At 57.1% G+C, this 15,993-nt stretch carries 13 protein-coding genes and 1 tRNA gene; 6 read left to right on the top strand and 8 right to left on the bottom strand.

The annotated features are described in order from the left end of the window. Positions 1 to 6 precede the first annotated feature (6 nt). Together accD and AC2TEL_RS12145 are read left to right on the top strand one after the other, a co-directional pair. Positions 7 to 939: an acetyl-CoA carboxylase, carboxyltransferase subunit beta gene (gene accD / locus AC2TEL_RS12150; protein WP_480862263.1), complete on the top strand. Its 933-nt coding sequence runs from the start codon at positions 7 to 9 to the stop codon at positions 937 to 939. Beyond that, a complete protein-coding gene (locus tag AC2TEL_RS12145; protein ID WP_480862261.1) occupies positions 936 to 2,210 on the top strand; it encodes a bifunctional folylpolyglutamate synthase/dihydrofolate synthase in 1,275 nt (424 codons plus the stop codon). The genes accD and AC2TEL_RS12145 overlap by 4 nt, the downstream gene beginning before the upstream one ends. Positions 2,211 to 2,270: 60 nt before the next feature. Here AC2TEL_RS12145 and zapE read toward each other — a convergent pair whose 3' ends face one another. Further along, positions 2,271 to 3,329, bottom strand: a complete 1,059-nt coding sequence (zapE, locus tag AC2TEL_RS12140) for a cell division protein ZapE (RefSeq protein WP_480862259.1) — start codon at positions 3,327 to 3,329, stop codon at positions 2,271 to 2,273. Positions 3,330 to 3,474: 145 nt separating this feature from the next. Here zapE and AC2TEL_RS12135 point away from each other — a divergent pair, with 145 nt between their 5' ends. Further along, entirely contained in the window at positions 3,475 to 4,713 is a 1,239-nt protein-coding gene (locus AC2TEL_RS12135) for an MFS transporter (RefSeq protein ID WP_480862257.1), read from the top strand. Positions 4,714 to 4,763: 50 nt separating this feature from the next. On the opposite strand, the gene AC2TEL_RS12130 is transcribed toward AC2TEL_RS12135, so the two are convergent. The 6 genes from AC2TEL_RS12130 to AC2TEL_RS12105 form a co-directional block, all read right to left on the bottom strand. Beyond that, entirely contained in the window at positions 4,764 to 6,800 is a 2,037-nt protein-coding gene (locus AC2TEL_RS12130) for a bifunctional aldolase/short-chain dehydrogenase (RefSeq protein ID WP_480862255.1), read from the bottom strand. A gap of 54 nt (positions 6,801 to 6,854) precedes the next feature. Continuing rightward, positions 6,855 to 7,949 (bottom strand): S-methyl-5-thioribose-1-phosphate isomerase, encoded by a 1,095-nt coding sequence (gene mtnA / locus AC2TEL_RS12125; RefSeq protein ID WP_480841790.1) that lies wholly within the window; start codon positions 7,947 to 7,949, stop codon positions 6,855 to 6,857. 189 nt (positions 7,950 to 8,138) lie between these two features. Next, entirely contained in the window at positions 8,139 to 8,594 is a 456-nt protein-coding gene (locus tag AC2TEL_RS12120) for a YaiI/YqxD family protein (RefSeq protein WP_480841788.1), read from the bottom strand. Beyond that, positions 8,591 to 10,048, bottom strand: a complete 1,458-nt coding sequence (gene sthA, locus AC2TEL_RS12115; protein ID WP_480862253.1) for a Si-specific NAD(P)(+) transhydrogenase — start codon at positions 10,046 to 10,048, stop codon at positions 8,591 to 8,593. The genes AC2TEL_RS12120 and sthA overlap by 4 nt, the downstream gene beginning before the upstream one ends. A 3-nt stretch (positions 10,049 to 10,051) precedes the next feature. Further along, the gene (gene fghA, locus AC2TEL_RS12110) at positions 10,052 to 10,885 is read right to left on the bottom strand and encodes an S-formylglutathione hydrolase (protein ID WP_480904235.1); all 834 of its coding nucleotides are present in this window, start codon (positions 10,883 to 10,885) and stop codon (positions 10,052 to 10,054) included. 105 nt (positions 10,886 to 10,990) lie between these two features. Next, entirely contained in the window at positions 10,991 to 11,920 is a 930-nt protein-coding gene (locus AC2TEL_RS12105) for an AEC family transporter (RefSeq protein WP_480904233.1), read from the bottom strand. Positions 11,921 to 12,097: 177 nt separating this feature from the next. Here AC2TEL_RS12105 and AC2TEL_RS12100 point away from each other — a divergent pair, with 177 nt between their 5' ends. After that, the gene (locus AC2TEL_RS12100) at positions 12,098 to 12,715 is read left to right on the top strand and encodes a TetR/AcrR family transcriptional regulator (RefSeq protein ID WP_480841781.1); all 618 of its coding nucleotides are present in this window, start codon (positions 12,098 to 12,100) and stop codon (positions 12,713 to 12,715) included. Between the two features lie 16 nt (positions 12,716 to 12,731). Here AC2TEL_RS12100 and AC2TEL_RS12095 read toward each other — a convergent pair. After that, positions 12,732 to 12,816 (bottom strand) — tRNA-Leu (locus AC2TEL_RS12095). A 640-nt stretch (positions 12,817 to 13,456) separates the two neighbouring features. On the opposite strand from AC2TEL_RS12095, the gene AC2TEL_RS12090 reads away from it, so the two are divergent. Next, on the top strand, positions 13,457 to 13,972 hold the full coding sequence (locus tag AC2TEL_RS12090; RefSeq protein WP_480841779.1) for a hypothetical protein: 516 nt from the start codon (positions 13,457 to 13,459) through the stop codon (positions 13,970 to 13,972). 2 nt (positions 13,973 to 13,974) lie between these two features. Beyond that, positions 13,975 to 15,987, top strand: coding sequence for a dynamin family protein (locus tag AC2TEL_RS12085; protein ID WP_480841777.1), 2,013 nt, complete (start codon positions 13,975 to 13,977; stop codon positions 15,985 to 15,987). Positions 15,988 to 15,993 lie beyond the last annotated feature (6 nt).

Genomic DNA, 15,993 nt, shown 5'->3' with positions numbered 1-15,993 from the left:
TCCGACATGAACTGGATCACAAACTACGTCCGCCCCCGGATCAACTCGATCTTCTCGCGCCGGGAAGTGCCTGAAAACCTTTGGCACAAGTGTGACGAGTGTGGAACGATGCTGTTCCACCGCGAGTTGGCGGAAAACCAGAATGTCTGTACCCAGTGCGATCATCACATGGCGATCACTCCGCGAGAGCGTTTCAGTCACCTCTTCGATGGTGGTATTTTTGCCGAAGTGAAGGTGCCTGCCCCGAAAGAAGACCCTCTGCAATTTCGGGATCAGAAGAAATACCCTGACCGGATGAAGGCGGCGCAGAAAAAGACCGGTGAGAAAGAGGCGATGCTGGTCGCAACAGGTGAGATTGGCCGCACGCCGATCGTTGCGGCCGCGCAGGATTTCTCGTTCATGGGCGGCTCGATGGGCATGTATGTGGGCAATGCCATCATCGCAGCCGCGCAAGAGGCAGTGAGGCTGAAACGGCCCTTGATCCTCTTTTCGGCTGCAGGTGGCGCACGTATGCAGGAAGGCATTCTCAGCCTGATGCAGATGCCACGCACCACGGTGGCCGTTGAAATGTTGAAAGAGGCCAATCTGCCTTACATTGTCGTGCTGACTCACCCCACAACAGGTGGTGTCACCGCGTCCTATGCGATGTTGGGCGACGTGCATATTTCGGAGCCCAATGCATTGATCTGCTTTGCCGGGCCGCGCGTGATCGAGCAGACCATCCGCGAAAAGCTGCCCGACGGGTTCCAGCGGGCCGAGTATCTGCTGGATCACGGCATGCTTGACCGCGTGACCAAGCGCACAGAGATGCGCGATGAACTGATCACCATCACCCGCATGCTGATGAACCAGCCGCCGGCAGTCAAAGGTGACCTGCCAGCGCCCGGTCCTGAAAACGCTGCGGAAGAACCACCTGCCGAAGATACGGACGAGAAATGACCACCCAATCCTCGGACATCATCCTTGACCGGATGATGGCGCTGCATCCAAAGATCATTGACCTGACTTTGGATCGTGTCTGGCGTTTGCTGGCCGCGTTGAACAACCCGCAAGCCAAACTGCCGCCGGTCATTCATATCGCGGGCACAAACGGCAAAGGTTCAACCCAGGCGATGATCCGCGCGGGTATTGAAGGCGCAGGTCTGAGTGCCCACGCTTATACATCGCCGCATCTTGCCCGGTTTCACGAACGCATTCGACTGGCCGGAGAGCTGATCTCGGAGCCTGACCTGACAGCGGTGCTGGATGAGTGTTACGCAGCCAACGGCGGCGAGAATATCACCTATTTCGAGATAACCACCTGCGCGGCCTTGTTGGCTTTTTCGCGCGTGAAGGCGGACTACACGCTTCTTGAGGTCGGTTTGGGCGGTCGGCTCGACGCCACGAACGTGATCGGTACGCCTGCCGTTACGGTGATCACGCCGATTTCGATCGACCACGAACAATTCCTCGGCGACACTCTGGGCAAGATCGCGGCGGAAAAGGCGGGCATCATCAAACCCGGAGTCCCGTGTATTGTAGGCCCGCAACAGGACGAAGCGCTGGAGGTTATCGAATACACTGCAGCGCGCCTGGGGGCGCCTCTTCTTGTCCACGGCCAGCACTGGCATGTGCACGAGGAGAACGGAAGGCTGGTCTATCAGGACGAAACCGGCCTCCGAGACCTGCCATTGCCCAACCTGCTGGGCGCGCATCAGATACAGAACGCTGGTGCGGCTGTTGCTGTTCTACGTCATCTTGAGCTTGGCGATGAGGCGTATGAGGCTGCGGTCAGCAAGGCCGAATGGCCCGCCCGGATGCAGCGTTTGAAGACAGGCCCCCTGGTGGAACAAGCCCCGCAGGCCGAGCTCTGGCTGGATGGGGGCCACAATGCCGCCGCCGGGGTGGCATTGGCCGAAGTTCTTTCCAAATTGCCAAGCTGCCCGACCCATATGATTTGCGGTATGCTTAACACAAAAGACGTGACCGGCTATTTGGCGCCATTGGCCAAGCAAGTCCAAAGCCTGACGGCGGTATCCATTCCGGGTGAGGCCAATACGCTCAGCGCCGAAGAAACCGCCGCTGCGGCTGGTAAAGTAAATCTGACCGCAACGACAGCGGATAGTGTCCCGCAAGCGCTGTCATCGATCATTGCGGAAACCCCGGACGCCAGAGTTCTGATCTGCGGCTCACTATATTTGGCCGGAAACATCTTGCGCGAGAATGGATAGGCATTCTGCGGCAGGGGGAATACAGCGAAAGGTAGTGACGGGCCGACGTAGGGGCGCACCCTAGTGCCCCCAATTTTGGCCCTGCATCTCGCGCAGGCGAGAGGCCGTGCGCTCGAATTCGAAAGTTCCTTCACCCTCGACATACAGCATCTCGGGTTCTGCTGCGGCCGAGCAGATCAGCCGAACGCGTGCCTCATAGAGGGCGTCGATCAACGTCACGAAGCGTTTGGCTTCGTTGAAGTTGTTCCGCGACAAGCGCGGAATGTCCTCGAGTACCAGAACCTTGACGGCTTCGGCGATGGCCAGGTAATCCGCCGGCCCCAGCATTCGTCCGCACAAGTCATAGAAAGTTGCCCGCGCCACACCATTCCGGAAAGCCGGGAGTTCGACCTCGCGCCCATTGACCTTTAGGCCCAGAGGTTCGGCAGGACCCCCTGACAGATCGCCCCACACCGCCCTGATCTTTGCCCGAGCTTCGGGTCCGATCGGAGAAAAGTAAATCGGGGAACCTTCCAACCGGTTTTGCCGGTAATCCGTGGGCGAGATCAACTCCCACACTTTCAATTGTTCCTTTATGTGGTGAATGAAGGGCAGAAACAGCTGCCGGTTCAGCCCATCCTTGTACAGATCGTCAGGGTGCCGGTTCGAAGTCGTGATCACGACAACCCCACCTTCGTGCAGCATGTCGAATAACCGGCCAACGATCATTGCATCGGTGATGTCGGTAATCTGCATCTCGTCAAAAGCCAGTACCTTCACTGATTTGACGACCCGCTGAGCCACCGGCGCCAATGCGTCTTCGACACCTTCCTCACGGGCTTTGTGCAAACCTGAATGTATCTCCTGCATAAACGCATGAAAATGAACGCGTCGCGCCGGAATATCGCCCAGCGTTTCGATGAACATGTCCATCAGCATTGACTTGCCTCGGCCGACGCCGCCCCAAAGATACAACCCTTTCGGTGGCGGTGGTGCCTTTCGAAACAACCCACGCTTGACTGGCTCTGCCAGCGCGCTGCGAATACGTTCGAATTCCGGAAGAACCGCCTCTTGCGCGTCGTCTCGCGTCAAAGTGCCATCCGCGATGCGGGATTCGTAAAGCGAAATCAAATCCGTCATTCCCGAGCCATAACCTTCGCTCCGCATCTTGAAAAGTGGGCATTCCAATCAAGCATCAAAATTGGTTAACCGTAACCGCAAAACTCCTGAATTGACGGATTCTGCATTCTGGCTAGTTTTCCATGGAACTCATGGCGGAGGCCTCATGCTGCAATCGGCTCGTTTGCTGAACCCGATTCTGATCGTTGGATGCATCATCATCACGGTCAGCTTCGCCGTGCGTGCATCATTCGGAGTTTTTCAGATTCCCATTGCCGATGAATTCGGCTGGTTGCGCACCGATTTTTCGCTGGCAATTGCCATTCAGAACCTTGCATGGGGAATTGGACAGCCGATTTTTGCTGCCATTGCCGAAAAAGTCGGGGACCGCCGGGCCATTTTGCTGGGTGCCCTGACTTATGCCGCGGGTATGGTTCTTTCAGCCTGGTCCGTAAACCCGTTTGGGCATCAGATGTACGCCTGGCTTGTAGGTTTCGGTATCGCGGGCACCGGGTTTGGCGTTGTTCTGGCTGTGGTCGGGCGCGCGTCATCCGATGAAAACCGGTCAATGTCTCTGGCGATCGTCACGGCCGCAGGCAGTTTCGGTCAGGTGATCGGCGCGCCGACCGCGGAATGGCTGTTAAGCTTTTTGCCATGGCAACAGGTCTTCATCATTTTCGCGGTGGCTATTCTCGCCCTGATCCTGACGCTACCGTTCATGCGGGCCCCACAACAGGGTACAAAGGCCGAGCTGGACGAAAGCATGAGCCAAATTCTAGGGAAGGCGTTTCGCGATCCGTCCTACACGCTGATCTTTCTGGGCTTTTTCAGTTGCGGGTATCAACTGGGATTTGTGACGGCCCATTTCCCGGCCTTCGTGACCGAAATGTGCGGCCCGATCCAACCCGGCGGTGTGCTGCATTCGATGGGCATCACCACCACGTCCGCTTTGGGCGCGCTTTCGATTTCTCTGATCGGCCTGGCCAATATTGCCGGGACACTGCTTGCAGGTTGGGCCGGAAATCACTTTCCCAAGAAGTATCTGCTGGCTTCGGTGTACATCGGCAGGACTATTGCCGCCGCGGCTTTCATTGTCTTTCCGATAACCCCGATCTCTGTGATAGCATTTTCGCTTGTGATGGGGTCGCTGTGGCTGGCCACGGTGCCGCTGACGTCTGGTCTTGTCGCGCATCTCTATGGGCTGCGCTACATGGGAACGCTCTATGGCATTATTTTCTTCAGCCATCAGGTCGGCAGTTTTCTGGGCGTCTGGCTGGGTGGGCGCTTGTACGATCAATATGGCGACTACACCCTTGTCTGGTGGATCGGCGTCGCCATCGGAGCTTTCAGTGCAATCGTTCACCTGCCCATTCGCGAGAACAGAACCGCAGCGGTTGCGGCCTGAAAGAATATTAGCGTCGCCAACCTCGCTGATGAGAAGAGCGATGACCTGATCTAGCGCAGTTCCGCTTCGGTGTTCCCTCCGTCAACCGTCATGATGTGACCGGTCGTGCGCGCCATCAATGCCAGGGCGACAAAGGCATCTGCAACATGCACGGCCTCTACCTCGCGACCCAGCAGATTGCCTTCCATGTATTTCTCCTCGGTTACACCACGTGCGTCGGCGCGTTCCCTGATGAAGTCGTCAGTCAGCAGGCCCGAGCGAATCCGGTCGGCGTTGACGCCGTTCACACGAATACCGAACTCAGCCAGTTCCAGCGTGAGCTGTCGCAAAAGGAACGACGTTGCGGCCTTTGGCGTCCCGTAAGCGCCCATATTCCGCCCCGGATTAACCGCCTGTTTGGAAATGTTGAACAGAACTTGCCCACCTCGTCCCTGAGCTTGCATTACGCGTGCGGCGTTAAGGGCAAAGGCCTTATGAGCAAAAAAGTTCAGTTCAAACGCAGCGCGAAACGCCTTGTCGTCCAATTCCAGCATCGCTCCGCCGGTTGCCGAGCCCGCGTTGGAAACCAGTATGTCGAGCCCGCCGAACCGGTGAATGGCGGCGTCCATGGCCGCTTGCGCCGCGCCATCCTCGGTTATGTCGCAAGTGAATGAAGCATGCCACGAACCAAGAGTGTCGGTCGCCCGGCCCAAAGCGGCCTCGTCTTGGTCTACCAGCAGAACATTGGCGCCTTTGCTTGCGAAGGCTTTGGCCGTTGTAAGACCAATGGCCCCGGCGCCACCCGTGATCATCACAATCTTGCCCTGAAAAGGCGGCGGAGCGCTTTTGCCAAGCTTTGCCTGTTCCAAAGACCAGTATTCGCAATCAAACCGGTCTTTTTCGCCAAGCGGATAATACCCGCCGGCATCCTCACCGACCGCGCGAACCCTCAAATTTTGTTCTGCCAGGTCTGCGGCGATCGAGGCTGCCTTGGCATTTGGGCCCATACCTATCACACCGACTCCTTCGATCCAGGCATGTTTGGGGTCGGTCGACAAAATTTTCTTGGGTTCATCGGCCTGCGCCGCCTGCCGTTCGAAATAATCGCGATAAGTGGCAGAAAACTCTTCCACCTTTTCCTTCAACCTCGCGCGCCCTCCGGAGAGGTCATCCGAGCGCAGCACCAGGGGGCAGCCTTTCGTGCGCAGCACGTGGTCTGGTGAAGCCATACCGCGTGCTGCCAGCGCTTCGATATCCGGGCGCTTGAAGAACTCCATAACCTCCGAACAGTTGCGCAAATCGAAGACCGGCATCGGGTCATCGCGATCCACTGATGCCTCGGCAATAACTCCACGCAGAACTGGTAGTATGTCCAGGCTTTCTGCAGGTTCGCGAATACCCAGAGGGGTAAGGTCATTCATACCAAAATAGGCTGCTGCCTCGTTGGTATGCGCGACAATCTTGTCATAGCTTTCCTTTGCCGTCTCACCAAAGGCGAAGTGGCCATGCTGTAACAACAAAAGTCCTTCGACCTCCGGGTTTTCCTCGAAGATTTCCGCAGCCTTTTTGGCCAGCCCAAACCCTGGCATGATATAGGGCACGATGCCCAAACGGTCGCCAAATATCTCGCGGCAGACTTCGGTTGCGTTGGGAAGGTTCGCCAAAACGAGGAACGGTGTGGCGTGTGTGTGGTCCACATATTTATGAGGCAGGAATGCATGCAGAAGTGTTTCGACCGAAGGGTTGGGCGAGCCCGAATCCAGCAGGTTGGCGCGCTGGATGTTGACCATGTCGAAATCGGATAAGTGGTCCAGCGCCCGCAATTTCATCAAAGGGTCCAGCCAGACACCGGGCAGGCCCGGCGCCTGGATCGTATCCAGATCCCAGCCTGACCCTTTCACATGAAGTACCCGTTGAGGTTCTCCGAAAATATCCGGGCGCTCTAGTTTGACAGACGTGTTGCCTCCGCCATGCATCAACAGATCAGGGTTTTGCCCGATCAGTCGAGAGGTATAAACGCGTTCGCCCAGTTCCTGATCAGCGGGATCCATACCCGCCTCGCGACGCCATTTTTGCGCGTCTTGGGAGTCGTACCAGTTTTCAATCATTGTTCTTGCCTTTTGAGATCGGGCGACGTTTCCCGGATGCACCTTAACAAAGGGTTAATTGGCCCGCTCAGGGAACAGCGCAGCCAAACCTTCGGCTGAGGCGTCGCACACTCCACGTTCCGTGATCAGGCCCGTCACCAGCCGATTGGGTGTAACATCGAAGGCAGGATTACCGCCTTCGGTTCCTTCCGGCGTGACCCGAACATCCGCAACGCCGCCTTTGCCGCCAACCCCAAGAACATGCGTTACTTCCCGCTGATCTCGTTCTTCAATCGGGATTTCTTGAACTCCATCACGAACGGTCCAGTCGATGGTTGGCGAGGGTAGGGCGACGTAGAATGGTACACCGTTGTCGCGGGCCGCCAAAGCTTTCAGATATGTGCCTATCTTGTTGCACACATCCCCTTGCGCAGTTGTCCTGTCCGTTCCGGTAATGACGGCATCGACCAGCCCGTGCTGCATCAGATGCCCCCCGGCATTGTCCACGATATAGCGGTGCGGGATTCCGTGTTCGCCAAGTTCCCAGGATGTCAGCGCGCCCTGATTACGCGGCCGGGTTTCGTCAACCCAGACTTCTACCGGAATACCCGCCTCATGCGCGTGATACATGGGGCTGGTTGCCGTGCCCCAATCCACGGTTGCGAGCCACCCGGCATTACAGTGGGTCAAAAGGCGCACGGGTTCGCCCTCGGGTTTGCCGGCGGCAATTTTCTTGATGAGGTCCAGACCGTGCCGGCCTATCGATGCGTTGATCTCGACATCTTCGTCTGCGACTTCCTGAGCGAGCTTCCAGGCTTGATCCGCCCGGTCACGGACGGACAACGGCATCAACGCCTCGCGACATCTGTCGAGCGCCCAGCGGAGATTGATTGCCGTTGGTCGTGTCGCGTTCAGAACTTCGTAGGCTGTATTGAATGACTCATCCGAACTGTCGCGGGACATTTGCTCGGCAATGCCGAATGCAGCCGTTGCACCGATAAGCGGCGCACCCCTGACCCACATGTCCCGGATTGCCGCTGCGAACTCGTCCAGCGTTTTGAGAGTCACAATACGGAATTCATGAGGCAACCACCGCTGATCGATAATTCGGACTTCGCCCGCCGCCTTGTCCCACCAGATCGACCGGTAATGATCGCCCTTCACTTTCATAATGTGATCTCCCTAATCGCATGCGCCCATTTGGATCTTTGCAATGTCATTTGCGGTTTTGAAGCCTGATTACAGACCAATCATGAAGACGAGGATCGGCTGAAAGCCCTTGGCCGCGTCTCAAGTGTTTCGATTGTCGATCACCAGCGCAAGTAAAACGTGGTATTGAGTTCCTTTAAGTGTGGGCAGTTATTTCCGTCTGGCCGCGCGCAATTCCCGCTCGAGCGCGTCCAGAAACCGCGAACGATCCGCTTTAGCGAAAGGTTGCCCTCCGCCGCCTGTGCCCAGCGGATTGGCCGCGCGCAAATCAGCCATCAGATCGCGCATGGCAAGTTGCTGGCCGATATTTGCAGCGGTGAAAGCCTCTCCATTCGGGCGCAGGACACGCGCGCCGGCTTCGACGCATTTTGCTGCCAGCGGGATATCTGAGGTCACTACCACATCGCCGGTGCCGCAGCGTTCAGCGATCCATTTGTCCGCTTCGTCGGCGCCCTCTGCCACGATGATCACCTGCACCAGCGGGTTCGCAGAAGGTCGCAACCCGCCGTTGGACACCAAAGCCATCGGAATCTTGTGCCGGGTGGCCACGCGCTCGGCCTCGGCTTTGACCGGGCAGGCGTCACCATCGACATACAGGGTTGTCACGCGCTTTTCGCCTCTTTCTTTGCAGGAGCAGCGGATTTCTTTTTCACCTTGAACTCGTCCGGGATCGGCATCCGGTTGAAGGCGTCCAGACCCGCGATCTTATAGGCCTCGGCCAATGTCGGATAGTTGAACGTGTTCTGTACAAAGTAGTCCACCGTGCCTTTCAGGTTCAGCACCGCTTGCGCGATGTGGATCAACTCGGTTGCGCCTTCGCCCACGATCTGCACGCCCAGAACCCGGCGGGTCTTCAGTGAGAACAGCATTTTCAACATGCCGTGCTCCAACCCCATGATATGCCCGCGTGATGTTTCGCGGAATCGGGCTACGCCGACCTCATAGGGTATCCCGCGCTCCTGCAGTTCTTCTTCTGACATCCCGCAGGTCGAGATCTCGGGCACCGAATAGATGCCATAAGGATACCAGGGGCTTTCTGGCAGGGTGGGGGTCTCAAGCGCGTGGCAAGCGGCAACGCGACCCTGCTGGAGAGAGGTCGAGGCCAGCGACGGGTGCCCGATCACGTCCCCGGTGGCGTAGATATGGGGAACCGATGTCTGATAGGTCTTGCGGTCAACGCTGATGCGGTTGCGATGATCGGTTTCAATACCCACGGCCTGCAAATTCAGTGTCGACGTCGCGCCCATTCGGCCCGCAGCGAAAAGCAGCATTTCGGCACGAACATGGCGCCCATTGTCCAGCGAAACTTCGACATGCCCGCCTGCGTCCTCGATTTTCTCGACGGCTGCTCCCAGCCGCAGATCGACGCCGTTTTCGCGGATTTGATGAGTGAAGTCGTGGATCAGCGTCTTGTCGATGAAATCCAGGAATGTCTCGCGCGGTTCGATCAGCGTCACCCGCACATCCAGCGCTGAAAACATTGTGGCGTATTCCACGCCGATCACTCCGGCGCCGATCACGCAAAGCGAGCGCGGAATCTCGTCCATTTCCAGAAAATCGTCCCCGTCCACGACGGTCTTGCCATTGAAAGGAACATAGTCGGGCCGATAGGTCTTGGTGCCGGTTGCAATCAGAAACTTGGCCGCTGTCAGCCGGGTGGTTTCACCTGCATCCGAGGCAACCTCGATCTCGTGCGGACCGAGGAACTTGGCCAGCCCGTTCATGGTTTCCACGTGGTTACGGTTGAACTGGTGCTCCAGAACATCAACCTCGTGGTCGAGCGTCATATGCAAACGCGCCTTCAGGTCTTCGGCGCGAATCTGGTCCTTGACCCGATAAGACCGTCCGTAAAAGCTGCGTTCACGCCAGCCGGACAGGTTCAATACGGTTTCTCGCAGTGTTTTGGACGGGATAGTGCCGGTATGTACTGAAACGCCGCCGAACCTGTCCTTGCGATCGATGACCAGAACGCGGCGTTGCAGCTTGCCTGCCTGAATCGCGGCGGATCGGCCCGAGGGACCGGAGCCTATGATGATCAGATCGTAGTCATACTTGCTCATGCCTCAGTCTCCGTACAGCGCTTCGGCGTGGAACGACACGTGGTCTTCCATGAACGTCGAGATGAAGAAGTAGGAGTGATCGTAGCCGGGCTGCATCCGGTTGACGGCCTGCTGTCGGCGCTCGGCGATGGTACCGGCCAGCGCTTCGGGGCGTAGCAGATCCATGAATTGGTCTTTGGTGCCTGTATCGATCAGGATCGGGCCAGCGAACCCCTTATCCTTCATCAGCAACGAGGCGTCATGCTTGGCCCACAGGGTCTCGTCATCGCCCAGATACGCGCCCAGCTGCTTTCGACCCCAATCACTTTGCGTAGGATTCGAAATCGGTGCAAAGGCCGAAACCGAGCGGAAGCGCCCGGGCAGCGACATTGCCAGCGTCAGTGCGCCGTGACCTCCCATGGAATGGCCGGTAATTGACTGGCGATCAGCGTCGATGGCAAAATTCTGGGCCAACAGTTCGGGCAGTTCTTCGGCCACATAGTCCCACATCTGGAAATGCGGTACCCAGGGCTCCTGCGTTGCGTTGACGTAGAACCCGGCGCCTTGGCCCAGATCGTAATCCTCGTGATCGGCCACGTCCTCTCCGCGCGGTGAGGTGTCCGGAAAGACCAGCGCAATTCCCTGTTCGGCGGCCCAGCCTTGCGCGCCAGCCTTCGTCATCGCGTTTTCGTGCGTACAGGTCAGCCCAGACAGATACCACAGAACCGGAACAGGGCCGTCTTTTGCCTCGGCCGGCAAAAACAGGCCAAAGGTCATGTCGCACTTGCAGGCCGGTGAGGCATGGCGGTAGACGCCCTGCACGCCGCCAAAACATGCATTTTCCGAAAGGGTTTCCATCTGGCTTAATCCTTGCAGTGGGTTTGTGCCATGGCTAACGATCTGCACGCCCGAGGTAAAGTCCGTGGGCCTTCCGGTGTGAGCATTTTTCGAAAAGGTGAAAGGTCAGAGCGCGCCGACCCAACCAATGACCAGCGGCACCGTCAGTATACTGGCAATGGTCGACAGCAAAATGGCCGCCGACGCGCGCTGGGGCGCGATCCCGTAATTGGCCGCCAGCATGTAGACATTTCCTGCCACGGGCAGAGCTGCGGCTGCTATGGCGATTGTCGCGGGAAACATGGCGACCGGGATCAGCCAAAGCACCATCACGGCGACTAAAAGGGGATGAATTACCAGCTTGCACAGGCTTAGCCAGGCCGCGATCTGAACCCGCTCGGCGGACTTTCCGGCCAGCGAGGCGCCGATCGCAAACAGAGCGCCGGGTGTGGCCGCTCCACCAAGGATTGTGAGAAAATCAGCCAGGGGTAGCGGAACCGGAATCCGCAGGGCCGACCAGATCAACCCGGCGGAGATTGAAAGTATCATCGGGTTTTTAAGCAAACCGATACCAATTTGTCGCAGCGTGCCGAGGCTTAACCGCCCATCCCGGCCACCGTTGATCAGGATCACGATCAGAGAAGAGAACACCACCAGGTCGACCGTCAAAACCAGCATGACCGGACCTATCGCCGCTTCGGTAAAAAGCAATGCAAGCATCGGCAATCCCAGAAAACCGACGTTCCCAATCGCAGCGCACTGAGCCTCGACCGCAGCGGTCGGTATGTCCAGGCCGCGAAGATTAGCGACCAACGTGGCCAAAGCATAAACCCCGGCAGTTCCAAGCAGATAGCCCATGACCAGTCGCCCGTTGAATATCTCGGCAAACGGTAGTGTGGCTGCAAACCGGAACAGCATCGCGGACAGCGCAAAATAGAACACGAACTTGGTCAGATAGGCTGTGGCTTCTTCCGGAAAAAACCTGCTGCGACCGGCCGAATATCCCAGGCCGATGATCGCAAAAAAGGGCAGGGTACGCAGAAAGACTTCGACCATGGCCGAAGTCGTACCACGGTTTGTGCTGCCCGCAAGGCATTGGACCCAAGTTCCAGGACACTTTCAGGCAGCTTTTCTGTGCTGTCGTGGGATTGTATCACCCGCAGCCATGTGCGAATCGTTGAAACTGAACCAATCGGTTTATAATTTAGTAGAAACACCACTCAAGGAGATGTCATGACCCAAGCCACCACCATTCTGCGCACAGGACGTAAGTTCGATCAGGTCTTGCGTGGCGCTAGAGAGGTGTTCATGGCGGATGGGTTTGAAGGCGCAAGCGTCGATGACATTGCCCGCGCGGCAGGTGTTTCGAAGGCGACGCTGTACAGCTATTTCCCCGATAAACGTCTGCTGTTCATGGAAGTGGCACAGACAGAATGCAGCCGGATGGCCGATCGCGTGATCTCGATGATTGATGAGACCAAGCCGGTCCGCGAGGTTCTGACCATCGCGGCCACGCAGCTTGCCGCATTTCTGGTTTCTGATTTTGCACAGCAGGTCTTTCGCATCTGTGTTGCGGAACGCGACCGTTTCCCAGAGCTGGGACACGCCTTTTATCAGTCCGGACCAAAAAACGGGCAGTGCCATATGGCTGCGTATCTTGAAAAAGCCGTCGCCAAAGGCGAGCTGGCCATAGACGACGTTCAGATTGCTGCGGCTCAGATGTCCGAGCTTTGCAAGGTTCGCATCTGGAATCGCGCCGCATTTGGAATTCAGACAACCTTTTCCAAGGAAGAGATTGATGAAGTCGCCCTGCAGGCAGTGGACATGTTCATGGCGCGCTACGGCACCTGATCGATTTATGATTTGTTGGTGCGGGTGGAGGGACTTGAACCCCCACGCCTTGCGGCGCCAGAACCTAAATCTGGTGCGTCTACCAATTTCGCCACACCCGCAACCTGATGCCTTGGCATCGGAATGACGCGCTCAATAGCAAAGCTTGTCTTCGAGCGCGAGAGGTAAAATTGGTCTGACCCAAAGATTATCTCCAACATGCCTGCCGCTTTCATATTTTCAGATTGAACTCGTGCCGCGCCGGGAACTTTCAGTGGCGCTAAGCCGGACGACGGGCCAGAGTTTTTGGCCGAATTGGTCGACGTTGCAACTGCTGCATGGTTGCTTTTGCGCCCAATTAAATAGTCTGTCTCAATTTCCGCACTTTGGGTTTCCAATTAGGAAACGATCCAGCTTTTTTGATGCCAATATGTAAACACGTAAACGTTGAGTGGATCCTGTCGGAGGCTGTTCCGAACCTGGATTGCAGCCGGAAGGACTTCTGCCGATTAGTGAGTAGAGCGTCTACCAGGGCAATGGAAAATATTTAGTAAAATCATATAGACCAGTTGAGATTTGCCTGAAGCGCGGTACCGTGATTCTGATGCGATCCTATGCTTGGGGTAATGTTCCTAGCAATCAAACTGAGCAAAGTTTCCCTCTTAGGTTGAGGCATTAGTATGCTGCCGACATCATAATTGCGCCACATTTCAAACGCCAAAAAATCTTATTCGCGTCAAAATAAGACCGTGGTGATCGTTGTTGATTGAGCACACGGAGTTAATGAGTCTTTTCGCCGCCTGGCATTGTACGAGTTTCAGCTCAACTCCAGTAGCAAGGGTCTTTGTCGTGACCAACCAGATAAATTTCGCTGCCTGCGAGCAAGATGCTGTTGATCTTGCACGTGAAAGTTTCGTTGGCGAGCTGAAAACCCTGAACAGCCAGCATCCTGGCACGGGGTTCGGCATCGCGCTAAAAACTCATTCGGGTAATCGTTACCTGCTGGCCAATTCCCGCATGCCGCTGCCCGCCAACAAATCTCAGGACTTCCCAACCGGACGCCGCGTCGCTTGCCTGGAAAACGGCGAGCACTTCAGCTCGATCGAGGTTCTGGCAGATTCTTTCGCCTATGAATCAATCTCGCCCAAAACCGAAGCGGCGATTCTGGGTAATGCACTGGACCTGATCGCGCGCATCGACAAGTTGCCCGGCAGTCCTGCGGGCGGTTTGCCGGAAGGTAAACAAGCTGCAATCGCCGCAACAGGAACCGGAGGCTGACTATGGCGCGCAACGATCACCTTCTGTCTGTAGGAAACGAAGCCCTGTCGCCGATGACCGAGGCGATGGCTTCGCTGACGACGCAGATCGACCAGCTGACAGAGGTGGCAGATGCGCGCTCTTCGGCGCGTCTGGCAACACTGAAAACCCGCATGGAGAACTTTACGGCCAGCGTCACTCTGGTGGGGCAGGTCAAAGCCGGGAAGTCGTCGATCATCAACATTCTGGCGGGCCGTCCCAACCTGTTGCCGTCCGATGTCAACCCGTGGACATCCGTCGTAACGACGCTGAACATCAACACTCGGACCCAAGGCGACACCCGATCCAAATTCACCTTCTTCGAACAGGAAGAATGGGACAATCTTATGGTCGGCGGTGGTCGGCTGGGTGAGCTGGCCAATCGCGCCGGCGCCGATGACGAAATGGACGATATTCGCCGCCAGATCGGAGAGATGAAAGCGAAATCCGAAGAGCGGCTCGGTAAGCATTTCGACCTGATCCTCGGGCAAAGTCATCAATATGACTATTTTGATGAAGAACTGATCCAGCGATATGTTTGTCTCGGAGATGAGGACGATCCGGACATCAATCCCAAGACGGGCCGTTTTGCCGACGTGACCAAGTCAGCGGAGTTGTTCATGGATATTCCGCAATATCCGATCGCACTGAAACTCTGCGACACGCCGGGTGTGAACGACACGTTCATGGTTCGCGAACAGATTACATTGCGCAGTCTGCGCGGTTCGGAAGTCTGCATCGTCGTGTTGGCGGCCAGCCAGGCGCTGACGACCATGGATATGGCGCTGATGCGGATCATCGCCCAGTTCGAAAACCGTCAGATCATCCTGTTCGTGAACCGCATTGACGAACTTTCAGACCCTGTAAACCAGGTGCCCGAAATCCGAGACCGTATTCAGGACACCCTGAAACAGAACAACATCGACACCAGCACCAGCATCGTCTTTGGCAGCGCGCAATGGGCAGAGGCCGCGCTGACCGGCAATCCGGACATCCTGACCGAGGAATCGCGTCAGGCACTGAACACCTTCTATCTGGCCGCCGGTTTCGGTGATCAGGCCGCGTCGCTGGATAAGATCTGGGCACTCTCGGGCCTGCCGGATCTGCTTCTAGCGATGAATGAGCGCATCGCGGAAGGGGCCGGAGGCCGGTTGCTGGATCGCGTCCGCCACCGCGCGCGCAATATCGCCAGCCAGATCCGCGCCACTGCCGTCGCGAAGAACCTGGCCGGCGGCGAAGGTGTGGTGCGCAATCTGGATGGAGTTGCTCCGGAAGAAGCCATCGCAACCGTTGCTGACGAATACGAAAAGAAAGTGGCCGAACTGACAACCGCTTTGCGGGGCAAAGTGCTGGAGCGTTTGGCGTCCGCTGAATCCAACTTCGTCAAACGCGCAACGGACTCGTTGATCGCGCATTTGGAGCAAAACGGGGAAGAGGGCACCTGGCAATATGATCCGGCAGGCCTGCGGACCTTGCAAAAGGCTGCCTATTTCAGCTTTGCCCGGTCCATGCGCAAAGAGGCCGGCGCGCTGTACACAGCTGCCGCTGCCGATATCGGCGCGCTGTATCACAAACTGTTGGGGAACCACCTGGGCGAATTCAACATCGAAGCGCCGATTGTCCCGCGGGTTCCGCCACCATTGGGAATTGGCCGCACGATTGCGCTGGACCTGCAGAGCACCTGGTGGCGGCGATGGTGGCAGCGGCGAAAAGGATTCGAAGCCTATGCCGCGGACTACACGCGCCTGATCGCGTCCGAGGCAAACTCGATCACCAAGGACATCGAGGAAAACCAGATCGCCGCCGTTCTGGAGAACGTCCGGGCAACATTGGCGGATTTCATGCGGGAGCAGAAGGAAACCCTTTTGAACATCTCGCAGTCCTCCGAGAACGACCCGGCCCGAAATTCGGCGTTGATGGCTGGAATGCAGCCGCAAAAGTCGCGCGATGACATCTTGGGCGACATCCTAAAAGACCTCAGCAACGAAGCAGCATAAGAAGAG

The sequence above is a fragment of the Ruegeria sp. HKCCD9138 genome (assembly GCF_057220975.1).
This window is presented reverse-complemented; position numbering and strand designations above follow the sequence as displayed.